This window comes from Sphingopyxis sp., assembly GCF_016793825.1.
Taxonomy (GTDB): Bacteria; Pseudomonadota; Alphaproteobacteria; order Sphingomonadales; family Sphingomonadaceae; genus Sphingopyxis.
Window position 1 is genome coordinate 16,341 of record NZ_JAEULM010000019.1, and the last position, 22,979, is coordinate 39,319.

At 63.9% G+C, this 22,979-nt stretch carries 26 protein-coding genes and 1 riboswitch; of the genes, 12 read left to right on the forward strand and 14 right to left on the reverse strand.

What is annotated here, in order from left to right:
- The first annotated feature begins 76 nt into the window (after nucleotides 1-76).
- The 4 genes from JNM03_RS04335 to JNM03_RS04350 all read left to right on the forward strand — a co-directional run bounded on the left by JNM03_RS04335 (nucleotide 77) and on the right by JNM03_RS04350 (nucleotide 2,014).
- Nucleotides 77-394 carry a hypothetical protein gene (locus tag JNM03_RS04335; protein WP_294034702.1) on the forward strand — a complete coding sequence of 106 codons (318 nt, stop codon included), beginning with the start codon at nucleotides 77-79 and terminating at the stop codon, nucleotides 392-394.
- A gap of 189 nt (nucleotides 395-583) precedes the next feature.
- Entirely contained in the window at nucleotides 584-913 is a 330-nt protein-coding gene (locus tag JNM03_RS04340) for an entericidin EcnAB (RefSeq protein ID WP_294034704.1), read from the forward strand.
- Between the two features lie 78 nt (nucleotides 914-991).
- Nucleotides 992-1,192, forward strand: coding sequence for a hypothetical protein (locus tag JNM03_RS04345; RefSeq protein ID WP_294034705.1), 201 nt, complete (start codon nucleotides 992-994; stop codon nucleotides 1,190-1,192).
- Between the two features lie 32 nt (nucleotides 1,193-1,224).
- Nucleotides 1,225-1,317, forward strand: a riboswitch (ZMP/ZTP riboswitch).
- Nucleotides 1,318-1,336: 19 nt separating this feature from the next.
- The gene (locus JNM03_RS04350; RefSeq protein ID WP_294034707.1) at nucleotides 1,337-2,014 is read left to right on the forward strand and encodes a DJ-1/PfpI family protein; all 678 of its coding nucleotides are present in this window, start codon (nucleotides 1,337-1,339) and stop codon (nucleotides 2,012-2,014) included.
- Here JNM03_RS04350 and JNM03_RS04355 read toward each other — a convergent pair.
- From JNM03_RS04355 to groES, 3 genes are all read right to left on the reverse strand, one after another.
- Nucleotides 2,011-2,757 (reverse strand): glutaminyl-peptide cyclotransferase, encoded by a 747-nt coding sequence (locus tag JNM03_RS04355; RefSeq protein ID WP_294034709.1) that lies wholly within the window; start codon nucleotides 2,755-2,757, stop codon nucleotides 2,011-2,013. The genes JNM03_RS04350 and JNM03_RS04355 overlap by 4 nt on opposite strands.
- Before the next feature lie 152 nt (nucleotides 2,758-2,909).
- The gene (gene groL, locus JNM03_RS04360; protein WP_294034711.1) at nucleotides 2,910-4,553 is read right to left on the reverse strand and encodes a chaperonin GroEL; all 1,644 of its coding nucleotides are present in this window, start codon (nucleotides 4,551-4,553) and stop codon (nucleotides 2,910-2,912) included.
- A gap of 63 nt (nucleotides 4,554-4,616) precedes the next feature.
- A complete protein-coding gene (gene groES, locus JNM03_RS04365) occupies nucleotides 4,617-4,904 on the reverse strand; it encodes a co-chaperone GroES (protein ID WP_088440350.1) in 288 nt (95 codons plus the stop codon).
- Between the two features lie 143 nt (nucleotides 4,905-5,047).
- Here groES and JNM03_RS04370 point away from each other — a divergent pair, with 143 nt between their 5' ends.
- Nucleotides 5,048-5,515, forward strand: a complete 468-nt coding sequence (locus tag JNM03_RS04370; RefSeq protein WP_294034712.1) for an HNH endonuclease — start codon at nucleotides 5,048-5,050, stop codon at nucleotides 5,513-5,515.
- Nucleotides 5,516-5,524: 9 nt separating this feature from the next.
- On the opposite strand, the gene JNM03_RS04375 is transcribed toward JNM03_RS04370, so the two are convergent.
- The gene (locus JNM03_RS04375) at nucleotides 5,525-6,925 is read right to left on the reverse strand and encodes an MATE family efflux transporter (RefSeq protein ID WP_294034713.1); all 1,401 of its coding nucleotides are present in this window, start codon (nucleotides 6,923-6,925) and stop codon (nucleotides 5,525-5,527) included.
- A 101-nt stretch (nucleotides 6,926-7,026) separates the two neighbouring features.
- Complete coding sequence (locus JNM03_RS04380; protein WP_294034714.1) at nucleotides 7,027-7,599, reverse strand: Pycsar system effector family protein; 573 nt, start codon at nucleotides 7,597-7,599, stop codon at nucleotides 7,027-7,029.
- Between the two features lie 152 nt (nucleotides 7,600-7,751).
- On the opposite strand from JNM03_RS04380, the gene JNM03_RS04385 reads away from it, so the two are divergent.
- From JNM03_RS04385 to JNM03_RS04395, 3 genes are all read left to right on the forward strand, one after another.
- A complete protein-coding gene (locus JNM03_RS04385; protein ID WP_294034715.1) occupies nucleotides 7,752-7,988 on the forward strand; it encodes an acyl carrier protein in 237 nt (78 codons plus the stop codon).
- A 7-nt stretch (nucleotides 7,989-7,995) separates the two neighbouring features.
- Nucleotides 7,996-9,198, forward strand: a complete 1,203-nt coding sequence (locus tag JNM03_RS04390; RefSeq protein ID WP_294034717.1) for an aminotransferase class I/II-fold pyridoxal phosphate-dependent enzyme — start codon at nucleotides 7,996-7,998, stop codon at nucleotides 9,196-9,198.
- Nucleotides 9,199-9,310: 112 nt separating this feature from the next.
- On the forward strand, nucleotides 9,311-11,284 hold the full coding sequence (locus tag JNM03_RS04395) for an ATP-binding protein (RefSeq protein WP_294034719.1): 1,974 nt from the start codon (nucleotides 9,311-9,313) through the stop codon (nucleotides 11,282-11,284).
- 39 nt (nucleotides 11,285-11,323) lie between these two features.
- Here JNM03_RS04395 and JNM03_RS04400 read toward each other — a convergent pair whose 3' ends face one another.
- Genes JNM03_RS04400 through JNM03_RS04415 form a run of 4 tightly spaced genes read right to left on the reverse strand, consistent with a single transcriptional unit; the run spans nucleotide 11,324 to nucleotide 13,908 of the window.
- Complete coding sequence (locus JNM03_RS04400) at nucleotides 11,324-12,184, reverse strand: hypothetical protein (protein ID WP_294034720.1); 861 nt, start codon at nucleotides 12,182-12,184, stop codon at nucleotides 11,324-11,326.
- A 17-nt stretch (nucleotides 12,185-12,201) separates the two neighbouring features.
- A complete protein-coding gene (locus JNM03_RS04405) occupies nucleotides 12,202-13,173 on the reverse strand; it encodes a diacylglycerol kinase family protein (protein WP_294034722.1) in 972 nt (323 codons plus the stop codon).
- 2 nt (nucleotides 13,174-13,175) lie between these two features.
- A complete protein-coding gene (locus JNM03_RS04410) occupies nucleotides 13,176-13,691 on the reverse strand; it encodes a DUF2141 domain-containing protein (RefSeq protein ID WP_294034723.1) in 516 nt (171 codons plus the stop codon).
- 31 nt (nucleotides 13,692-13,722) lie between these two features.
- Nucleotides 13,723-13,908: a hypothetical protein gene (locus JNM03_RS04415; RefSeq protein WP_294034724.1), complete on the reverse strand. Its 186-nt coding sequence runs from the start codon at nucleotides 13,906-13,908 to the stop codon at nucleotides 13,723-13,725.
- 311 nt (nucleotides 13,909-14,219) lie between these two features.
- Between JNM03_RS04415 and lptF the strand changes: the two genes are divergently transcribed.
- Both lptF and lptG read left to right on the forward strand, forming a co-directional pair.
- Entirely contained in the window at nucleotides 14,220-15,419 is a 1,200-nt protein-coding gene (gene lptF, locus JNM03_RS04420; protein ID WP_294034725.1) for an LPS export ABC transporter permease LptF, read from the forward strand.
- Nucleotides 15,419-16,516, forward strand: coding sequence for an LPS export ABC transporter permease LptG (gene lptG / locus JNM03_RS04425; RefSeq protein ID WP_294034727.1), 1,098 nt, complete (start codon nucleotides 15,419-15,421; stop codon nucleotides 16,514-16,516). The genes lptF and lptG overlap by 1 nt, the downstream gene beginning before the upstream one ends.
- Nucleotides 16,517-16,540: 24 nt before the next feature.
- On the opposite strand, the gene JNM03_RS04430 is transcribed toward lptG, so the two are convergent.
- Nucleotides 16,541-17,629, reverse strand: coding sequence for a fatty acid desaturase (locus tag JNM03_RS04430; RefSeq protein WP_294035323.1), 1,089 nt, complete (start codon nucleotides 17,627-17,629; stop codon nucleotides 16,541-16,543).
- Between the two features lie 127 nt (nucleotides 17,630-17,756).
- Between JNM03_RS04430 and JNM03_RS04435 the strand changes: the two genes are divergently transcribed.
- A complete protein-coding gene (locus JNM03_RS04435) occupies nucleotides 17,757-18,926 on the forward strand; it encodes an N-acetyltransferase (RefSeq protein WP_294034729.1) in 1,170 nt (389 codons plus the stop codon).
- Between the two features lie 64 nt (nucleotides 18,927-18,990).
- A complete protein-coding gene (locus tag JNM03_RS04440) occupies nucleotides 18,991-19,905 on the forward strand; it encodes a class II glutamine amidotransferase (RefSeq protein ID WP_294034731.1) in 915 nt (304 codons plus the stop codon).
- A gap of 26 nt (nucleotides 19,906-19,931) precedes the next feature.
- Here the strand turns inward: JNM03_RS04440 and JNM03_RS04445 are convergent, their stop codons facing one another.
- The 4 genes from JNM03_RS04445 to JNM03_RS04460 all read right to left on the reverse strand — a co-directional run bounded on the left by JNM03_RS04445 (nucleotide 19,932) and on the right by JNM03_RS04460 (nucleotide 22,870).
- On the reverse strand, nucleotides 19,932-20,924 hold the full coding sequence (locus JNM03_RS04445; protein WP_294034733.1) for a cyclic nucleotide-binding domain-containing protein: 993 nt from the start codon (nucleotides 20,922-20,924) through the stop codon (nucleotides 19,932-19,934).
- On the reverse strand, nucleotides 20,921-21,691 hold the full coding sequence (gene xth / locus JNM03_RS04450) for an exodeoxyribonuclease III (protein WP_294034735.1): 771 nt from the start codon (nucleotides 21,689-21,691) through the stop codon (nucleotides 20,921-20,923). Before xth ends, JNM03_RS04445 begins: the two co-directional genes overlap by 4 nt.
- Nucleotides 21,692-21,731: 40 nt before the next feature.
- Nucleotides 21,732-22,073: an iron-sulfur cluster insertion protein ErpA gene (gene erpA, locus JNM03_RS04455; protein ID WP_294034736.1), complete on the reverse strand. Its 342-nt coding sequence runs from the start codon at nucleotides 22,071-22,073 to the stop codon at nucleotides 21,732-21,734.
- A 92-nt stretch (nucleotides 22,074-22,165) separates the two neighbouring features.
- Nucleotides 22,166-22,870 carry a M23 family metallopeptidase gene (locus JNM03_RS04460; RefSeq protein WP_294034738.1) on the reverse strand — a complete coding sequence of 235 codons (705 nt, stop codon included), beginning with the start codon at nucleotides 22,868-22,870 and terminating at the stop codon, nucleotides 22,166-22,168.
- Nucleotides 22,871-22,979 lie beyond the last annotated feature (109 nt).

The window sequence follows — 22,979 nt, forward strand, 5'->3', positions numbered from 1 at the left end:
GCGCGATTGGCAGTTTCCGGGAGCGAATTGGTCCCATGCCGGTCGATCAGTTCCAAACCGAGAGGGGTATTCCCAAATGAAGAAGTCGATCACTCTGTCGCTCGTCCTGGCCGCCACGATGGGCCTCGCTGCTTGCGGCGAAAAGGCTGCTGACACCGCCACCACCGAAACCCCGGCGACCGAAACCGTCGAAGGTGCCGCCGATGGCGCGATGCAGGCTGCCGAAGGCGCTGCCGACGCCGCCGCCACCGCGAAGGACGCCGCGACCGAAGCTGGCGACGCTGCTGCTGCTGGCGACGCTGCCAAGGCTGGCGACAAGGCTGCCGAAGCGGCTGGCGCTGCCAAGGAAGCCACCGACGCTGCCAAGGCTGCTGTCGACGCTGCCAAGAAGTAAGCATCTTTCCAGCCATCCGGCTGAAACGATCGAGGGTCGTCGGTTCACGCCGGCGACCCTTTTCTTTTGGGCGAGGCTCGTCGCCTTTGGACGGGCTTCGACGCTGCTATGTTGCCAAGCCTCTGATCGACGGTTACTTCTCTGCATCGATGGCTGGCGACCGGCCATTGGAGTTCGAAAGGATATAGCATGCGCAAGATCATTATCGCTTCGATGGCCGCCGCGGCCTTCAGCCTCGCCGCCTGTTCGGACAAGGCGCAGCAGGAAACGTCGGAAGCGGCGGGCGCCGTCGCCGACGACGCGGCTGCCGCTGGCGACGCGGCTGCCGATGCGGCCACTGACGCGGCCGACGCGACCGCCGATGCCGCGAAAGATGCCGGAGCCGCTGTCGAAGGCGCCGCAAAGGATGCAGGCAATGCCGTCGAAGGCACGGTGAATGCCGCCGGCGACGCCGCCGCCAAGGCTGGCGACAAGATTGCAGCCGAAACCAAGAAAGCCGAAGCCAACGACAAGAAGTAAGTCGTCGGCACGCCTTCGGGCTGATATCGAGGGGGCTCCATCCGATGTAGATGGGGCCCCTTTTTTTTCGGGAAGCGAATGATGCGACACCTTTGGCCGGCAGCTCTCGCCCTTGCCCTGCTTGCGGCGGGATGCAGCCGCACGGAAAACGAGCCCGGTCCCGGCGGGGTCACGGTCAGCGAAGCCAAGGCGCTCGACGACGCGGCCGAAATGCTCGAAAGCCGCGACAGCATTGCGGCAACGACCGACCAGCCGGCGGCGGACGGAGCCGCCAAATAGACTTTCCTCCAGGCATCGCTGGCAGTAGAGGAGCGGGACCCTGCGACTGGCGCTGAAGATGGAGCTCCATCGGGAAGCGGGGTTTGGCCGACCGCCAATTCGAGCCGCGCGCCTGGGCGATCCCACCATCGCGAAGGCCATCGCATGACCGATACACCCACCACAACGATCCTCTTCGTCCTGTTCCCCGGCATCACCCAGCTCGACTTCACCGCGCCGGCGCAGGCGCTGTGCCGGCTGCCCGGCGCGCAGCTCGTCGGCGCCGCAGCGAGCCTCGACCCGATCGCAACCGACAGCGGCTTTTCGATTCTGCCGACGCATGATTTCGCATCGGCTCCGTCGGCCGACATCCTTTGCGTTCCCGGCGGCCACGGCGTTGCCGACGCGTTGCACGACGCGGAGACGATCGCGTTCATCGCCCGGCAGGCCGCCCATGCCCGCTGGATAACGAGCGTCTGCACGGGAGCCTTCCTCCTCGGCCGGGCCGGACTTCTGGAAGGCCGGAAAGCCACGACGCACTGGGCCTACACGCACCTTCTCCCGCGCGTGGGCGCTACGCATGAAGCGGCGCGCGTCGTAGAGGACGGCAACGTCGTCACCAGCGGCGGCGTGACGTCGGGGCTGGATTTCGCGCTGACCCTGATCGGACGACTGCGCGGGCCGGCGACGGCGCAGGCCATCCAGCTCGCGATCGAATATGACCCCGCGCCACCCTATGCCGGCGGCCATCCCGATCGGACGCCCGAAGCCGTCACTGAAGGGCTGAAAGCCCGTGTCTATGACGCGGCGGCCGCCCGCATGGAAGCCGCGCTCACCAGCTAGCGGCAGTCGGCGAGTGCGATCTCATAGAGTTTGGGCCAGTATTTTCCGGTAACGAACAGGCGTTTCTTCCTTGCGTCCCAGGCAATGCCGTTGAGCACGCTGTCGTCGCCGGTCGCCCCGGCATCCTGCTTCAGGCCGGTCAGATCGACATAGGATGTAATGTCCCCGCTCGCGGGGTCGATGCGCACGATCAGATCGGTCATCCAGATATTCGCCCAGACCTGACCGTCGATCGTTTCGAGCTCGTTGAGCATCGCCAGCGGGCGCCCCCCGAACCGGACGGTGACGCGCCGCTGTTCCTTCATCGTCGCGGGGTCCATGAAACGGAGCTGCGACGATCCGTCGCTGAGAACGAGGCTGTCACCGACCATCGTCAGCCCCCAGCCTTCGCCCTCATATCGGAATGTACCGACGCGCTTCAGATCCTTGATCGTCCAGCGGTTGCCGATGCCGTTCTGCCAGGTGACGCCGATGATCTGGTCGCCCCAGCGCGTAATGCCTTCGCCGAACTGGTCGGACGGCAGCTTCGTCTGCGCCAGCGCCCCGCCGGTCTTGAGATCCAGACGCGCAACACGCGAACGGCCATATTGCCCGGTCCCCTCGTAAAGATGCCCGTCGTCCCAGAAAAGCCCTTGGGTAAAGCTGGTCGTATCATGCGGATAGCTTTGAACGACGCGGTATCCGCAGCGCTCTACCGGCGCGGGGTCGGCAGCGACGGCGACGAGGGCAAGGAGCAAGCTCATGCGACGTAGCTATGCGCCGCAGCGTGAACTGGCAATGTCTCGGACCTCCTATTTCGTCATCCGCGTCGGCCAGCCCACGCCCCGACGAAAAAGGGCCGGAGGATTTCTCCCCCGGCCCTGTTTCTGTTGGCTGGATGCCTAACGGGTCGGACTTAGAAGTCCATGCCGCCCATGCCGCCCATGCCGCCGCCGCCCATCGGCATCGCCGGCTTGTCTTCGGGCAGTTCGCTCACCGCCGCTTCGGTGGTGATGAGCAGGCCGGCAACCGAAGCCGAGTCCTGAAGCGCGGTGCGAACGACCTTGGTCGGGTCGATGACGCCCGCCGACACCAGATTTTCATAGGTGTCGGTCGCCGCGTTGAAACCAAAGCTCGTGTCGGCCTGGTCGAACAGCTTGCCTGCCACGACCGCGCCGTCAAAGCCGGCGTTTTCGGCGATCTGACGCACCGGCGCCTGCAGCGCACGACGGATGATGTCGATGCCGCGGGTCTGGTCTTCGTTCGCGCCGGTCAGGCCTTCGAGCGCCTTGGTCGCATAGAGAAGCGCGGTACCGCCGCCGGGGACGATGCCTTCCTCGACCGCAGCGCGGGTCGCGTGAAGCGCGTCGTCGACGCGATCCTTGCGTTCCTTCACTTCGACTTCCGACGCGCCGCCGACCTTGATCACGGCAACGCCGCCAGCAAGCTTCGCGAGGCGTTCCTGCAGCTTTTCGCGGTCGTAATCCGAGGTCGTGGTTTCGATCTGCGCGCGGATCTGTTCGACGCGGCCCTTGATCGCTTCGGCTTCACCCGCACCGTCGACGATGGTGGTGTTGTCCTTGTCGATGGTGACGCGCTTCGCCTGGCCCAGCATGTTCAGCGTGACCGATTCCAGCTTGATGCCCAGGTCTTCGCTGATCATTTCACCCGCGGTGAGGATCGCGATATCCTGCAGCATCGCCTTGCGGCGATCGCCGAAGCCCGGTGCCTTGACGGCCGCGACCTTCAGGCCGCCGCGCAGACGGTTCACGACGAGGGTCGCGAGCGCTTCGCCTTCGATATCCTCGGCGATGATCAGCAGCGGACGGCCCGACTGCACCACGGCTTCGAGGATGGGAAGCATCGACTGGAGGTTCGACAGCTTCTTTTCGAAGATCAGGATGTACGGATCGCTGAGCTCAACGAGCATCTTTTCCGGATTGGTGATGAAATAGGGGCTGAGGTAACCGCGGTCGAACTGCATGCCTTCGACGACGTCGAGTTCGAAATCGAGGCCCTTGGCTTCCTCGACGGTGATCACGCCTTCCTTGCCGACCTTTTCCATCGCCTCGGCGATCTTCTCACCGACTTCCTTGTCGCCGTTCGCCGAAATGATGCCGACCTGTGCGATTTCGGACGAGCCCGAAACGGCCTTCGACTGGCCCTTCAGCGTTTCGACAACCTTGGTAACGGCGATGTCGATGCCGCGCTTCAGGTCCATCGGGTTCATGCCGGCGGCAACCGACTTCATGCCTTCGCGAACGATCGCCTGAGCGAGGACGGTCGCGGTGGTCGTGCCGTCGCCGGCCTTGTCGTTCGCCTTCGATGCGACTTCGCGCAGCATCTGGGCGCCCATGTTTTCGAACTTGTCCTTCAGTTCGATTTCCTTGGCGACGGTAACGCCGTCCTTGGTGATGCGGGGCGCGCCGAAGCTCTTGTCGATCACGACGTTGCGGCCCTTGGGACCGAGTGTGACCTTCACCGCGTCGGCGAGGGTGTCGACGCCGCGCAGGATGCGCTCACGCGCGTCGCGGCTGAATTTTACGTCTTTGGCAGCCATGTGCTTATTCCTTTCAAAGGCGCAGAAAACTGCGCAACTTTACTCGCAAATCGATGATCAAGCTCAGGCGATGACGCCGAGGATGTCCGATTCCTTCATGATCAGCAGTTCTTCGCCGTCGACCTTGACTTCGGTGCCCGACCATTTGCCGAACAGGATGCGATCGCCAGCCTTGACGTCGAGCGGGGTCACCTTGCCATCGTCGGCGCGGGCGCCCGAACCGACCGAGACGACTTCGCCTTCCTGCGGCTTTTCCTTGGCGGTGTCGGGAATGATGATGCCGCCGGCCGTCTTTTCTTCGGCTTCGATACGGCGGACGAGCACGCGGTCGTGCAGCGGACGAAATTGCATGGATATTCCTCCAGAGATGCAAATGATGTCGGTTTAGCACTCACGGGGTGCGAGTGCTAACAGGGGGGCATATGGGTCGCACCCCAAGGGGCGTCAAGCGGAGTCCAACGAAAATTTTACGTCTCATCGCCATAAGTCCATATATGACCGTCGAAGCCACAGATAAGCTACCCGAAGAAACACCGGAAAAGCCTGAAGACGCAGCGCGTCCCTGTCTCGACGGTATGCCCTATCGAGCCATCGTTTTCGCTCGACTACATAGCAATGAAGCAAAGACGCCACTCTATTGGGTCGGTGGAGTTGCTGGTGGCCCATGGAGCGCCATTAACAGTCTGAAGAAGGCCGTCGCCGTTCACGGTGCGACCTGCTTCTATTGCTCCACGGGATTGGCAAAAGACACGGTGACGATCGATCATGTCGAAGGGCAGATCGGCGAGATACCCAACGCTATCCAGAATCTGGTGTTGGCCTGCAAGCCCTGCAACGCGAAGAAGGGTCATTTACCTATCGACGCCTTCAAACCCGAAGCAGGACGCGAATGGCTGCAAGCACTCCACACGCAAATCGAGGAACGACTGCGAAAACTGGGTGCGCAGACCAAAATTAAATAGGGAAGGTCCCTATTTAATGGGCAACAACCCCAGCCGCCCCCGCATCCGCCACCGCGTGAGCAGCAGCGCCGCAACGACGACCAGCCCGACGGCAAGACCGATCCACACGCCGACGCCCGCCATCGAAGTCCAGAAACCGAGGTAGATCGCGGTGCCATAACCCGCGATCCAGTATCCACAGATGGCGATGATCATCGGCGTGCGCGTGTCCTGCAGCCCGCGCAGCACCCCAGCGGCGACCGTCTGGGCGCCATCGAAAAGCTGGAAGGCGGCAGCGACGACGAGGAATTGCATCGCGAAGCCGACAAGCGCCGCATTCTTGGCATCGTGCACATCGACATAGATTGACAGCACGAGCCCCGGAAACAGCCAGATCAGCAGCGCGGTAAACCCCATGAAGCCGATGCCGAGGCCAAGCGACGCGCGGCCCGCGAGCGCGATGCCGCGAGGGTCGCACGCACCATAGGCAAGCCCCACGCGGATCGTCGCCGCCTGCGCGACCCCGAACGGAATTTGAAAGGCGAGCGCCGCGATCTGCAGCGCGATCGTATGCCCGGCAAGCTGCGCCTCGCCGATCCGGCCCATCAGGAATGCGGCGCCCGTGAACAGCCCCGCTTCGGCCAGAATGGTCAGGCCGATCGGAGTACCGATCCGCAGCATCTCCGCGAACCGGCTCCACTCGCTGCGCCACCAGTTGCCGAACAGATGATAGCGGCGCAGCCGCCGATCGCTCTGGATGACGACGACATAGGCGACCAGCATCGCGGTGCTGGTGAGGATGCTCGACAGCGCCGAGCCGTGAAGGCCGAGCGCGGGCAGGCCGAGATGGCCGAAAACCAGCGCCCAGTTCCCGAACGCATTGACGAACAGCGCGAGGAAAGTGATCGCCGTCGCGATCGTCGGCCGGCCGAGCGCCGAGACGAAGATGCGTAACACGCTGGCCGCGATCATCGGGAACATGCCCCACATCAGGATCAGCAGGAAGCTGGCGGCGTGATGCGTCAGTTCGGGCTCCTGCCCGGTCGCGCGCATGATCGGACCGCCCGCCGCGCAGATTCCCATGAAGGCAAGCGAAACGAGCAAGCTCAGCCACAAGGCCATGCGAACGGTGCGCCGGACCTCGCGCACGCTATGGTTGCGGCGACCCAATTCGGCGGCGATCAACGGAGCGGCAGCCCCCACCAGCCCGGTGCCGGTCCAGAGCAGAAGGCCGAAGATCGCGACGCCGAGCGACGAGGCCGCAAGCGCCGCATCGCCGAGCCGGGCAACGAAGATGACGTCGATCGCATGAACGAGCATCTGGAGGAGGTTCGCCGCCGCCAGCGGCAGCGCAAGCGCCAGCGTCGCGCGAAATTCGGCGCGGAACGTCTGCGGCGGCGCCGCGGACAGAGGATGGGCCTGCTCCAGCATAGCCGGCCCGGATAGGCGCGGGCCTTCTGGCGTTCAATAGCGGTGAAGCACCGCGCGCGGTTTCGGAGGCGGCGGTGATAAAAGAGCAACAGCCCCTTACGTCATCCGGCCCACAGCGTCGTCATTTCATAGGCGAAAGCCAGAAACGTCGCCGTCAGTCCCACGACGAACAACCGATAGGCATAGGCCAGGTAGCGATATTTGCGCCGCGCGAGGATCAGGCCGTTCTGATAGGTGTCGCGCAGGATCGTCTCGTAAAGATCCTCCTCGGTCCGCATCCGTTCCTTGACGGCATCGATGAACTCGTCCTCGTCCATCTGCGCGAAACGACCGAAGAACAGGATATTGCTGTGATCCTTACCGTCGCGATACACGGCGGGCGGCGCCTTGCCGACGCGCGGCAGAACCGCCGAGATCGCCAGCAGCGCGGAGAGAAAGGAGAAGGTCGCGAGCACCGTCAGCGGCAGCGCGAAGGCACCCGCCCCGACCCGCGCCTGTCCGACCGCGAGCGTGAAGACGACGAAGGTGGCACCCATCAGGATCGACGCCTTCTGGTCGGCCATCTGCGACAATTGCATCGTGATCTGCTGATTGGTGCGAACGAGGTGAACCGCGTTCGGCGGAAAGGAAATCGCCGGACGGTCCGGCGCCACGGTCGATTTTTCGCTGTCCATCCAGTCCCATCCCTGCCAGCGCGCCCGATACAGGGATGGCATGAAGTGTCGTCAGCGGCAAGATGCTGCCCGATTCCCGCCGCATTCGCTTGCCAAGCGGGATTCATCGCGGCATTCCGCCCGCAACTTCATTCCTTGATGGGACGCACCTTATGAGCACCGCCCTCACCGAGCAGATTCACGGCCTGATCGAACCCTTCAACAAGAAGGGCATCGCACTGACCGATGCCACCACCTTTGCGGGCGACCTCGAATGGGATAGCCTGACGGTGATGGATTTCGTCGCCGAGGTCGAAGACACGTTCGACATCATCATCAGCATGAACATGCAGGCAGAGATAGAAACCGTCGGCCAGTTGGTTGCGGCGGTCGATAAGCTGCAGGGTTGATCCGCCGATGACCGACCTTTTTTCCAAATTCGATCCGCTGATCCAGCAGCGCGAAGCGTTGCTCGCGACCGGCGTCACCGATCCGTTCAGCCTGGTGATGGAAAAGGTCGTTTCGCCGACCGTCGCGATCTGCAACGGGCGCGAGACGATCCTGCTCGGTACCTATAACTATATGGGCATGACCTTCGACGAGGATGTGATCGCCGCGGGCAAGGACGCGCTCGACAAATTTGGCAGCGGCACGACCGGCAGCCGCGTCCTCAATGGCACCTATCAGGGCCACAAGGAGTGCGAGGACGCGCTCAAGGAATTTTACGCCATGGACCACGCCATGGTGTTCTCGACCGGATATCAGGCCAATCTTGGCATCATCAGCACGATCGCCGGCAAGGGCGACTATGTCATTCTGGATATCGACAGCCATGCCTCGATCTATGACGGGTGCAAGATGGGCGACGCCGAGATCGTCGCTTTCCGTCACAACGACATCGAAGCACTTGAAAGGCGGCTGAAGCGCCTGCCTCCCGAGGCAGGCAAGCTGGTCGTGCTCGAGGGCGTCTATTCGATGCTCGGCGACATCGCGCCGCTGAAGGAGATGATCCGCGTCGCGAAGGAAAATGGCGCGATGGTGCTGGTCGACGAGGCGCATTCGATGGGCTTTATCGGCGAGCATGGTCGCGGCGTCGCCGAGGCGCAGGGCGTAATCGACGACGTCGATTTCATCATCGGCACATTCAGCAAGAGCGTCGGCACCGTCGGCGGATTTTGCGTATCGAACCATCCGAAGTTCGAGATCATGCGGCTGGTCTGCCGACCCTATGTCTTTACGGCCTCGCTGCCGCCGAGCGTCGTCGCGACCGCCGCGACTAGCATCCGCAAGCTTATGCATGGATCGAACAAGCGCGCGCATCTGTGGGAAAACTCGAAAAAGCTTCACAAGGGCCTGCGCGCCCTCGGCTTCACGCTCGGCACCGAGGAACCCCAGTCGGCGATCATCGCGGTCATCATGCCCGACCTCGAGCGCGGCGCGATGATGTGGGAAGCGCTGCTTGAGGAAGGGCTGTACGTCAATCTTGCCCGCCCACCCGCGACGCCGGCGGGCATGACCTTGTTGCGCTGTTCGCTGTGCGCCGAACATACGAGCGAGCAGGTCGACGAGATTCTCGGCCGTTTCGACCGCGCGGGCAAGCGCGCCGGCATTATCGGCTGATCCCGGACGGCCGCCGACCAGCGGATTCCTTTTCGCGGCGAGTTGAAGACGGGCAAGCGGCACGCGGCCTTCCTTGCTTTGCCCGGCGGCGCTTGTCCGATACAAGCTCCGTGTGTTCGAGAGGGATCTGGAAAATGAGACCGAAGGTCGGCGGGAGCGTTTGCGCTTCTGGCTGACGATCGGTTTGGGCGCGATTCTGACGGGGGTCGTGGCCGCCCTCGTCCTGCTGCTTGCGCGGGCCAACGACAATTACGACCGCTCGCTGGGCTGGCAGGCGCATAGCCTGGAGATCATTTCCCAGACGCGCAGCCTCGACGCCGCGCTCGCCCGCGCCGAAGCCGCACTCGGACGCTTCGCGGTCGGACTGCAGAAGGAGGACGGCCGCGTCTATCAGCAGCAATGGGGATTGTCGCAGCAATATCTGACGATGCTTCAACGCAACGTCCGCGACAATGCGAAGCAGGCCGAACTCGTCCGCAAGCTGGCAGCCGAACTTCACGCCCGCGGCGAACAACTCGGCGACGCCGCACTCAGTGCCAATTATCGGCAGACGGTTGCCGCCATCTCGAAGTATAACGCCGCAGGTCATGACGCCGCACTGATCAGGATCGACCGCCTGCTGTCGGAACTGATTCGCAACGAGCGTACGATCCTTGCCGAACGCAACCGCGTCGCGGCATCGGATCGCGCCAGCCTGAACCAGGCGATCCTGCTCTTTTCGCTGCTCGGCGCCGTCGCCGCGGTCATCGCGATCGCGGCCACCGTATCGCTGGTCCGCGCCGAAGGCGAACGCCGCGCAGCGCGGCGCGAACAGTTTTTCGAAGCCGATCGCGCCATGCAGCTTGAAACCGCAGTCGAAGAGCGCACCGCGGAACTGGCCGAGGCGAACATCGCGCTGCGCAGCGAAATGGTCGAACGCGAAACCGCCGAAGCCCGACTGCGCCAGGCGCAAAAGATGGAGGCCGTGGGGCAGCTAACCGGCGGCATCGCACATGATTTCAACAATATGCTGGCGGTCGTCGTCGGCGGTCTCGAACTCGCGCAGCGGCTGGTCGAAAGCGCGCCCGACAAGGCGCGGCGACACATGAGCAACGCGATGGACGGCGCCAACCGTGCGGCCGACCTGACACGCCGCCTGCTTGCCTTTGCACGATCGGAACCGGCGCGCCCTGAAATAGTGCTGGTCGATGAGTGCATCGCGAGCTTTGCAGAACTGATCGAACGCACGATCGGCGACCGGATCGCGCTGACGCTGGACCTTCATGCCGATGGTCTTGCATGCTGGCTCGACCGGCAGCAGTTTGAAAATGCGCTGCTCAATCTGGCCGTCAACGCGCGCGACGCCATGGCCGGACACGGCTCGCTGACTATTCGCACCTTGCGCGACGAGGAAGAACATACCGCGGCGCTTGCCGTGCAGGTGATCGACACCGGCTGCGGCATGTCGCCCGAAGTGCTCGAACGGGTGTTCGATCCATTCTACACGACCAAACCGGCGGGTCAGGGCACCGGTCTTGGCATGAGCCAGGTCTTTGCCTTTTGCCGCCAGTCCGGCGGCGAAGTGCAGATTTCTTCGGCCGAGGGCGAAGGAACGAGGGTCGCGATGCTGATGCCGGTCGCACTCCCCGACGATTCCAGCGTTCCCGCCAGCGATCCGGACGCCGCCACCTCCATGGATTCGCCGGCGAGCGCGCTCAGCATTTTGGTGGTCGAGGACGACAAGCGCGTTCTTGCCGCCACGGTCGATGCCGTCGAGGAACTGGGACATACCGCGATCGCCTGCGCCAATCCGCTCGACGCCGAAAGGCTCGTCGAGGGACGGCTGGCCGAGGGGGGCAGCTTCGACCTCGTCCTTTCCGACGTGCTGATGCCCGAACTCACCGGCCCTGAAATGGTTGCACAACTGAAACGGCGCTGGCCCGAACTGTCGGTTCTTTTCGTCACGGGCTATGCCGGCGACGCCAGCGAGATCGAGGCCTTCGGCGACCATGATGTGCTGCGCAAACCGTTTACGCTGACCGCGCTTGACCATGCGATCCGCCGCAGCGGCGAAACCCGGCCCGACGGGCAACGGCTGGCCAGTTAACGCAGACTGCCATTGCCGCCCGCGCCGGACCGCCGCAGGCTATCGAATAGCGCCGCTTTTCATCAGCCGCGGCACCAGTGTCAGCGCGGCGACCAGCGGCCAGCGGCGCTGCCATGGCTTGATCTCGATCTTGGTGCCAGCGTGCCGATTGATCTTCCACGCCAGATAATCGATCCCACCGGCATAAGTGAGGCTGGCCTTCGCGAGCCGCGCCACGCTGAGCAGCTTGCCTTCCAGTCGGCGTCTCGCCCAGCCGCCACTGGTCGCGTCTGGCCCGATCGCGGCGATCACGGGGCCGGTGAAACGCCGATAGCGATCGGCATCGGCGTCAACGACCGACTGCGCGCGGCTGGTCCGCTCGGCGCGCAACTCGACTGAATAGGTGAGCGAAAAGGCGCGGCGCCACCAATCAAGCGGCGGTTCGCCATCGACCGGCCCCGCTGCGGCCAGCAGAGCCGGAGCGGCGCGCGAGATCCCCGCGATCGCCCGATCGCGCGCCGTATCATCGACCGCCCACACGAGCCGCGACGGCTGCGCAAAGCGCGCCCACACCGAGACATTGCGCGTTTCAGGCCCGTTCAGGCGATGAAAGTCGGTCTCGCTGAGGACCGCATATTTGGCGATCAACCCGCCGTGCTGAAACGGAAAGACATTGGGCGGGATCAACCGGTTCGCGATCGCCATCCAGCGTTTCGGATAGGCATCACCATAGTCCGAGACGATCAGGTAGAAATCGAGCATCAGTCCGTCGAGCTGCGTCTCGCGCAGGCAACTGCCGTAAAAAAGCACCGCGCGCGCACTGCCCGGATAGGCGGCGGCTATCGAGGCCGCCATCGCGGCGACCCGCGGATCGACCGGCGTCGACAGCTCTTCGCGGACAAGAGACGAAAGACTGGACATCGAATGGCCTCGGGCCCTCAGGCGGCGAGGCGCAGAAAGGGCACCGGCTGGGTCGAGGTCAGGATGATGGGCATGCCACGCTTTGCCTGATAGATTTCGCCGTCGAGAATGACGTTCGACCGCTCGCCCTCGATCCGGATCTCGTCGCCCTGCTGAAAATGCACGCCTTCAAGCTGGCGCTGTCCCAGCGTACCCCGCCAGGTCGCACCGAGCATTCGAAACAGTGCCCCAACGCTGCGATCGACCGCGAGAAGTTTCATGTTGCCGTTGGAACCGTGACTTTCGCTGGTCCGGATATTCAACAGCAATTTTTCGAGCGTCGTGACGATCAGTAGCGAGAATTTGCCCTTGAATTCGCCATGACGGATCAGCGAGACGGTCATCGGCTGCGGCTTCGGCGGCAGGCGGCCGCCGCCCAAGCCAAAGATCATCGCGAACAACCCGAGAATGGCCGCCAGCGTATGCGACAGGCCGTTCGGCAGGCCGAGCGGGTATATGCGGTTGCGGCAATAAAGCATCACGTCGGCCAGATAGGCTCCGCCAAGGAACATGCCGAGCACCGGTCTGGTGCCGCCACCGTCGAGCGAGATCAACTGGCGTTCGATGACATGGTCGGCCAGATGCCCGGCTTCGACCACTTCCACGACACGCTCCAGCGCCTTCAACGGATTGCCTTCGGCGCCAAGATCAAGCGCGATCAGGTTGGTCTTGCCGTTCGGCAGCACCGCGACGGGCGGTGGAGATCCGCCGAAATGGCCGCCAGAATAGAGTTCGGTCAACGCCGCCTGAACCGTGCCGTCCCCGCCGTTGATCGCGATGACGCATGGCGATACCATCGCGATGGTACGGATCGCTTCGCCGATCTGGTCGACGTCTTCGACTTCATAATGAAAGATGTCGGGATGCGCCGCGCAATATTCGCGAACCCGCGGCAACAGGGCACGATTCCCCGTAGAGCGCGGATTGGAAAGAAGCGCGACGCTCGCCATCGCTATTCGACCGGATCGAAAGAAAGTCCGTTGACATAGTTCAGCACGATCGGAACCCGCCGTGTGGCGCCGCCGACCGCAAAGCTGACCGTCGCCAGTTTGGGCTTCCGCTTGAAGATGAAGTCGGTGACCTTCATGTCGGGATTTCCCGACAGGCCGGCGCCGTCGCTGCGATCCGACTTGCCGTTGGCGTTCATGTCATGACGGACCGAGATGACGTAGCTGCCCGGTCCCTTCACCGGCACGCACACCTGCATATTGCCCGCGCGCGTCACGGGAACATCGACGCGGTCGAGCCATTTGCGCTTTTCGAGATAGGTGCTGGTCGCGGCATAGATCTGGACGCGCAGAGTACCGGTGCGCTGTTTGAAACCCCGCACGTCGACGAGTACCGCGGTGGCGTTGCTGTTGCACAGCGCCGCCGAAGGACCCAGCGTCGCACCTTGCGCCGCCACGGGCATCGTCAATGCGCCGGCCGCGCTCGCGGCGAGCAGTCCGGCGAGAAAAACTTTCGACATGACCTCAAAACCTCCAGAGGCTGTAGCCGTGTCAGCGGTCAAGCCGACGCGGGTCCCTGTCGCCCTTGATCGGCATATCGGGAACATTTGCGGCCAAATCATGGTGACGGAGGGACAAAAGATTGATCTGGAATGGAACTCGTCGCACCTGCAAGCCGCAGAAAATCGCCGAATTCCTTGCCCGCAACACGTCTTCGACGTCGGCCTCGATCGACACGGCGCCCTGTTTCGGCCGGCTGCCGCACCGGCAAAAACGAACGCCCCGCCGAATTCGCCATCGATAATGCGTATCGCAGCCTCGCGGACATGGACAATCGCCGCTTTTCCGTCGATAGGGTGACGGAACGCCGCCCAGCGGCTGACGCTGGATAGACATTGACGGAAATATGGTTCCTACCCACCGACCGGCATTTTCTGCGGCTGACCGCCACCGGACCGAATATGGCGCCTTCCCGTTGCGGGAAGCGTGTGCGGCCGGCGGCGCGCCGCTTTCGTCGACGCGCGATTGTCGCGTCGGAATGACCTGATATGTCGAAGATAGACCGTTATATCGCGAGGCTGATTTTCATCCCCCTCGTGGCTAATCTGACGATCGCGTTCGCTATCCTGATCATCGACAAGATGCGGCGCCTGTTCGACTTCGTCGCGACCGAGGGCGGGCCGGTTCGCGTCGTGTGGCGCATGCTGGCCAACCTGATTCCCGAATATCTTTCGCTGGGCATCCCGATCGGTCTGATGCTCGGCATCCTGCTCGCCTTTCGCCGGCTCGCGACGTCAAGCGAACTGGACGTGCTGCGCGGCGTGGGAATGGGCTTCGGCCGACTGCTGCGCGTCCCCTATGCCTTTGCGATCGCGCTTGCACTGCTCAATCTCGCGATCGTCGGATTTATCCAGCCCTATGCCCGCTACGCCTATGAAGGGTTGCAATTCGACCTTCGTTCGGGCGCGCTCGGCGCATCGATCAAGGTCGGCGAATTCACCAAATTGGGCAACCGGATGACGCTCCGCATCGAGGAAAGCTATAATGACGGGCGGAGCCTGCGCGGCATTTTCGTGCGCGGCGACAACAAGGACGGCCAACGCGTCTCGGCAACCGCGTCGCGCGGGCAATTTCTGGCGACCGACGATCCCGACACGATCATCCTGCGACTGACGCAGGGCGTGCTGATCCATGAATCGCCGAAGTTCGCCGTGCCCCGTGTGCTGACGTTCGACAACCACGACCTGCCCATCCCGTTACCGAAGATCGAGGCCTTCCGGCTCCGCGGCGGGGCCGACCGCGAACTGACGATCCCCGAACTGCTGGTTGCCGGCAAGGACCAGAACGAGACGCTGAAGACGCGCCTCGAATCGCGGGCCAATTTTCATTTCCGCATCGTCGAGGTCGCCTCGATGTTCCTGATACCGCTGATCGCGATCGCTCTCGCCATACCGCCGAAGCGGTCGACTTCGGCTTTGGGGGTCTTCTTGTCGATCGTCCTGTTGGTGACGCAGCACAAGATCAATCAATATGCCGAGGATCTGGGCGCGCGCGGCGCGGTGGATCCGATCATCGCGCTGTGGGTTCCATTCCTGCTGTTCGCGGCGCTCGCGGTCTGGATGTATTATACGCTCGCGCACGTACCGGGCGGCCAGCCGATCGGCGCGCTCGAGCGCGTTGCCGCGAAGGCCGCGCAGCGCTTTCGCAGCCTCCTTCGCTTCTTCCAGCGCACGCCGCGGTCGGTCTGATGCATCAACTCAGCTTTTTCCCCTCGCGCACGATGGCGCTTTATGTCGGGCGGCTGTTCCTGGTCCGGTCCTTCTCGATCCTGTTCGCGCTGGTGCTGGTGCTCCAGACGCTCGACCTGCTCGGCGAAAGCGGCAAGATCCTGGCGGTCGCGGGCAATGGGGACGGCGAGGTGTGGCGGTATGTCGGGATGCGCGTCCCGCAGATCATCGAAACCTTCCTGCCCTTTTCGGTCCTGCTCGCAACGATCCTGACGCTCGCGACGCTGAACCAGAACAGCGAAGTCATCGCGATGAAGGCGGCGGGGATGTCCGCGCATCAGGTCCTGGCGCCGCTGTTCCTTGCCGCATTTCTGATCGCGGGAGTCAGTTTCGCCTTCAACGAACGGATCGTGACCCGATCGACCGCCGCGCTCAGCGCCTGGCAGAAGGTCGAATATGCGAAGGTCCCACCCGACAGCGGGGTGCGAACGAACATATGGGTCCGCGCGGGTGACGACCTGATCAACGCCGGAGCGGTCGAGACCGGCGGGCCAACGATCGTCCTGCGCGACATCACCGTCTATGAACGCACACAGGGCGTGCTGTCCTCGATGCTCAAGGCCGACAGCGCGCGGCAGGTCGCCGGCGGCTGGGAAATGACGAACGCGCGCCGCTTTCTCCGCCGTTCGGGAACGGTCGAACAGCTTGGCACGATCACGGCGATGCAGGGCGTTCGCCGCGACCAGTTCACGCTGGCGCAGGTCGACGGCGATGAATTGCCCTTCACCCAGCTCCGGTCGGCGATCGCCGATCTGGAAGCCGCGGGCCGCCCCGTCGATGCACTGAAAGGCGTGCTGTGGCACAAGATTTCGGGGCCGCTCTCGTCGATCCTGATGCCGCTGCTCGGCGCGGTCGCGGCGTTCGGGCTGGCTCGATCGGGCAAGCTGTTCGTCCGCGCGATCCTGGGAATGTTCCTTGGCTTCGCCTATTTCGTCGCCGATAATTTCGCGCTCGCGATGGGCGATCTGGGCGCTTATCCGCCGTTTCTCGCGGCGTGGGGACCGTTCATCCTCTTCGCCTTGATCGGTGAGATGATCCTGATCCGAACCGAGGAATAGCGGGCGGCGCCCCGACCGTCGTCGTCAGGCGGCCGCCCCGCGCGCCGATCCCGCGACCAGCTTGATCACGAGCCCCGGCAGCCCGCGATAATTCGCTGCATGATATTGCGAATCGGCGGGCAGCGCGTCCTTCAGGCGACGATGCGCCTCGGGCAGCGCGTGATAGGGCACGCCGGGCAGCAGGTGATGCAGCGCGTGATAGCGCAGGCCCACCGGCGCCCAGAGCTCGGGCAGAAAGCCCGGCGGCGGCACGTTGACGCTGTCAAGGAACTGCGCGGTCACGGTCAGCACTTCTCCGTCATTTTCCCAAAGATGCGCAACGAGGGTCCGGATCTGGTTCAGCACGATGCTGGCCGATGCGATGCCGCCGAAGATCAGCAGGGCGCGGGTCGGCACCCAGCCGAAAATCGCCGCCGCGACCAGCAGCGTCGACCAGAGCCAGGCGCCGCCTTCCTGCCACGCCCATTGGCGGCGGAACTCGCCCTCGGGCGGGCGGCGGCGGAACATCGGATTGATGATCAGGCCCGAATATCGCTCCATCACCAGCGTGCGCAGCGGCGGAATCAGGAAGGACAGCGGCGTCAGCACCGCATAGCGGAATATCAGCGCGAACGGCGCGAACGCCGCCGCGACGACGAACAGTGGCACCGTCCACGGCTTCATCAGCGCCAGCGGGAGATATTCCGGATCCTCCACCGTGCCATATTTGGTCCGGTTGTGATGCAGGCTGTGAATGCCTTCGTACATGAACGACGGGATCAGCAGCGGCACGCCGACAAGAATATTCCACCAGAGGCGGAAGCCCGGCAGCGCATTTTTCCGGATATGCGTGATTTCGTGAATGAAGCTTCCCGCCCGGTACAGCGCCAGCACGGCGACGAATGCCGCCGCGAGCATCCAGCCGGTCGACGGCGCGAGGATAGCGGCCGCGACCCCCGCATAGCCCACGAACGCCGACGCCAGAAAGTCGGTCCAATAGGTGCGGGCACTGGGCGTGACGAGATCGCGCGTCAGTTCCGACGCCGCGCGGATCATCGCCATATCGTCGACGATGGCCGATTTCGGGATAGCGCTTCCGTCGGGAGCAGACAGGCGATCGACAAGGGTATTCATCGCTAACATATCCGGGTCTTCACCATGATTTCGTGGCAGCAAAATGGCCGAATGCGGGTCGCCAGCGCCACAGCAATGCCCTAATGCGTCGCCACAAATATAGGGCGACCAGTTCAGGAAACCACCCATGACCGCACATAATGACGGCCCGATCAGCATCCATCCCGTCCGGAACAAGTCGGAAAAGCGCGAGTTTGTCGAGCTTGCCTTCCGGCTCAATCGCGGTGATCCGGCATGGGTTCCGCCACTGAAAGGCGAGGCGACCGACCTCCTGACCCCTGGCAAGAACCCCTGGTTCGAGCATGGCAAGGCGCAGTTGTTCCTCGCGCGCCGCGACGGCCGGACGGTCGGCCGCATTTCGGCGCATATCGACGATCTGGCGCTGCAACAGTCCGCCGCGCAGGGGATGGGGCCCGGCACCGGGAACTGGGGCCTGCTGGAGGCCGAGGATGCCGACGTCGCGCACGCCCTGTTCGTCGCCGCCGAAGATTGGCTGCGCGGCCAGGGAATGCATCGGTCGCTGGGGCCGCTGTCGATTTCGATCTGGGATGAGCCGGGCCTGCTGATCGAGGGGTTCGAAAACCCGCCGACGATCATGCTGGGGCACAACAGCCCGCTCTATCGCGGCTGGGTGGAGGCCGAAGGATATCGGCCGGTCAAGCAGTTGCTAAATTATGGCGTCGAGGTTCGCGACGGATTCCCCCCGCTGGTCAATCGCATCGTCGCCGCGGGCGAGAAAAACGCCCGAATCCGCATCCGCAAGGTCGACAAGAAGAAGTTCGATGCGGAAGCGAAGCTGATCATGGGCATCCTCAACGATGCCTGGTCGGACAATTGGGGGTTCGTGCCGCTCACTGACAGCGAGATCGCCTTCGTCGGCAAGAAGCTGAAGGACATCGTTTTCGAGGACCTGATCCGCGTCGCCGAAGTCGATGGCGAACCCGTCGCGTTCATGATCGTGCTGCCGAACATCAACGAAAAGCTGATCGACATGGACGGCTCGCTGTTTCCGTTCAACTGGGCGCGACTGCTCTGGTGGCTGCGCAAGCCGAAAAGCAAGCGGCTGCGCGTCCCGCTGATGGGCGTGGTCAAACCCCTGCAGAACAGCCGGATGGCCAGCACGCTGGCCTTCATGATGATCGAATATATCCGCCGCGACGGCGTCGCCCATTATGGCGTCGAGGAAGGCGACATCGGCTGGGTGCTCGACGACAATCAGGGGATGAACGCCGTCGCCGAAGCGATCAACGCGACCATCAACCGCGTCTATCAGATCTACGACAAGCCGCTCTCTTGACGCCCCTCGCGTACCGTCTAGGCTGACCCAAGGCAGCGGGCGGGGACAGATTATGTGCCGGGCGATGATGTATCTGGGCGAACCGGTGCAGCTCGACGACCTGTTGTTCAAACCCGACAGCAGCCTCGTCAATCAGGCCTATATGCCCAAGATGCTGCACATGCTGAACCTGGCCGGGTTCGGGATGATGGCGTGGGATTCGACGAGTTTCGTCCCCGAGCAACCCTACCGCTATCGCTCGCCCTCGCTTCCCGTCTTCGACGGCAACCTGAAATCGCTGGCGGTGAAGACCCGCGCCGAATGCGTCATCGCGCATGTTCGCGGCGTCGCCTATTCGACGACGGTCAAGGTGAGCGAGCAGAACACCCACCCCTTCCACTTTCCCGGCGCCGCGGTCGCGATGGCGCACAACGGCGACATTTATCGCATCGGCGAGATGAAGGGCACGCTGATGGCCGACATCGATCCCGCCCTGCTCGCCGAAATCTCCGGATCGACCGACAGCGAGTGGGTGTACGCGATCCTGCTGTCGCAGCTTCCCGACTGGCGCGTCGAGCCGAACCGCGACGCGCTGGTCGCGGCGGTGCAGAAGACGGTCGACATCCTCGAGGCGGCGCGGCGGCATCACGGAATCGCAATTTCGTCGAGTTGCAATCTGTTCGTCACCACGGGACGACAGATACTGGGCCTGCGCCACTGCTTCGACTTCGGGCATTACCGCACCGGATCGCCCGATCAGGTGCACGAGGCGAACATGAATTTCCTGTCGATGTGGTTCACGACGGGGCGCGACTATGGGCTGCACGACGGCGAATGGCAGATGGTTGGCGGCGAGGAGGAACCTCGCGCGGTGATCGTCGCGTCGGAACCGCTGTCATCGAACAGCGCAACGTGGATGCCGGTCCCCGAATATGCGATGGTTCACGCCGAGATGGATGGAAACCTACCCCGATTCAGGGTGATACCGCTCGCGCGTTAGGGTCAGGACCCCTTAGGATCAGAACCCTAGGCCGCGACCGCGTGGCCGCGGCGCATCGCGAGGATGCGCGCTTCGACCTGGTCGAGCGCATCGAGCGCGGTGACGAGGTCGGCGTTGACCGACGCGCCGAGTTCGCGGCTGAGCGTGTCGCCCGTTTCCATCATCTCGATGAAGGTCGCTCGGTCGAAGGCGAGAAGGGTCGACTGCTCGCTGGTTCGGAGCAGGCGGTCGTGCGGCCCGTCCAGCAGCATCGCGGCGATGCCGACGAGCTGGCCCGGACCCGTGACGGTGAGCTGATAGATGCCGCCCCGGTGCGGCAGCGCGCTGCGTACCGCGCCGCGCACGACGAGCCAGACCCGCGCCGACGCGGCGCCGACGCGCGCGAGATCGGTGTCTGCCGCCGCCTCGATCCGTTCGCCCGCATTCCAGAAGGCAAGGCGCTGCGCCGGCGTCATCGCGGCGCAGCAAGGCAGCTTTGCGAGGAAGGGTTCGGGCGCAAAATCACCCTCGATGATCGGCGCCAGCGCCCGCTGCGGGCGCGGGGTGAAAGCATCGGGACCATCGATAAGCAGCGCCGCGATGTCGCCGGCCTTCGCGACGACGCGCGCCGCGACGAGCCGCCCCAGTTCAGCCTGCAATTGCAGCGACGCCGGGCGAAGTTGCGACAGCGCAGCGCGGAACTGGTCGGCGGGCAGATACCATGTCGCGACCGCGCCGCGCGCGATCCCCATCGCGGTGCGGCGGATATCGCGGCCGACCAGCGCCATGTCGCCGATGACGTCGCCCGCCCCGACCTTCGCCAGCAAGGCCAGACCGCCACCGGGCAGGCGTTTGCCGATATCGACGCGGCCGTCGTCGATCAGGAACAGCCCTTCGGCGCGCTCGTTCTGGATCAGGACCGCTTCGCCATCGGTGAAATGGCGCGGCGTGAAAGCCCCGGCAAGGTCCGTTCGCGCGGCCTCGTCAAGCGCTGCGAAGAGCGGCACGTCCGCCAGTCGGCTGGCGGACAGCGACATCATGCAAAGACCGCCCAGGTCGGTGCGTGGTCGCTCGCCTTCTCGCGCCCGCGATGATCCTTGTCGACCCCGGCATCAATCAGCCGATCGGCCAGCGCCGGGCTGAGCAGCAGATGGTCGATGCGGAACCCGTGATCGCGCTGCCAGCCACCCGCCTGATAGTCCCAGAAGGTCCAGACACCGCCCATGGGATGGCGGCTGCGGATTGCATCGGTCCAGCCATCGCCGAGCAGGCGAAACCAGGCATCGCGCGATTCGGGCTGCATCAGCGCATCGGTCGCCATCGTGCGCGGGTCCCAGACGTCATCGTCGTGCGGGATGACGTTATAGTCGCCCGTCAGGATCGCCGGAGTTTCGGACGCGAGCAGCGTCCTGGCGCGTTCGCGCAGCCGCGCCATCCAGCGCAGCTTGTAATCGAACTTGGGCCCCGGCTGCGGATTGCCATTGGGAAGGTAGAGACAGCCGACGCGCACGCCATGCACGTCGGCCTCCAGATAGCGCGACTGTTCATCCTCGGCTTCGCCGGCAAGGCCACGCTGAATCTCGACCGGCTGCGCGTCCCTGGCGAGGATCGCGACCCCGTTGAAGCCCTTTTGCCCATGATAGAGAAAGCCGTATCCCGCCGCCTCGATCTCCCTGGTCGGCATCGTCTCGTCGCTCGACTTGAGTTCCTGGAGGCAGGCGATGTCGGGCTGCGTTTCTTCGAGCCATTCGACGAGGCGCGGCAGGCGCGCCTTGATCCCGTTGATATTGAAGGTCGCGACTTTCATGGCCCTTCCTATGGCAGGAAGCGACCGGCTTAGAAAGGCGTCAGATCGAGAAGCTCGACCCACAGCCGCAGCCCGAGGCGGCGTTCGGATTTTCGACCTTGAACGACGATCCACCGAGCGAATCGACGAAATCGACAACGCAGCCGCGGACAAGATCGATGCTGACCGGATCGACCACCAGCTTCACGCCGTCGGTTTCGGCAATGATGTCATCGCCGTCGATCGTCTCGGCCAGTCCGAAGCGGTATGTGAAGCCCGAACAGCCGCCGCCATCGACCGCCAGCCTGAGCGCGGGTTCGATCCCGCCCTTGCGTTCGGCGATCCAGCGCACGCGCGCCGCGGCGGCCGACGAAAGAGTGATATCGGAAAGCTGTGTGGCCATGTTCGCAAGATAGGAGGTCTTCCCCCAAATGAAAAGGGCGCCCCGGCCTGTGACCGTCGAGCGCCCCTCCTCTCCGACCCAGGAAAGTCTGTTTATTCGGGACCGCCCATCGCGAGCTTCTTGTTCCCCGTCATCGCCGCGATCGACATCGTGTCCGACTGGCAGAAGGGCATCGGGTTGACCGGAGCGCCTTCGATGCGGACTTCGTAATGGAGGTGGTTGCCGGTCGAACGCCCCGTCGAACCGACATAGCCGAGAACGTCACCCTTCCGCACCGACTGTCCGGGGACGACGACATAGGACGACATGTGGCCGTAGCGGGTCTGGATGGCGTTGCCATGTTCGACCTCGACATAATTGCCATAGCCGCCGAGGCGCTGGGCGCGGCCGACGATGCCGTCGGCGGTCGCGTAAATGGGGGTGCCGTAGGGCGCCGGGATGTCGATGCCGTTGTGGCGCGCGAGCTTTCCAGTCACCGGGTGGACGCGCATGCCATAAGAGGACGACAGCGACATCTTCTCGATCGGACGGCGCGACGGAACCGCAACGCCGATGCTGGCAGTGAGGCCGGTGTCGAGACGACGCCACGCCTGGAAAATCGCGCGCGCTTCGCTGTCTTCGCCGGGAGCCTGCGCGGTGGGGTTGAAGCTGTCGTCATCGGGCTCGTCGGGAACCACGATGCTGGCATCGCTGCCCGAATCGGCCGCGTGCGCCGCCGGAGCGGTGATGCCGACCAGTGCCGAAGCACAGAAAATCAGGCCAAAATGAAACTTTTGCGCCAGTGAAGCGTATCGCACGTATCGACCCCGCAGTCCTTGTCGCCAGCGCCCGATTTCGAGGGCCTCTGGTGCCGGATGTTTGCTTCGGATGGGATAATTCCCTGCCCGCGAGCGGTGATGACGGCGC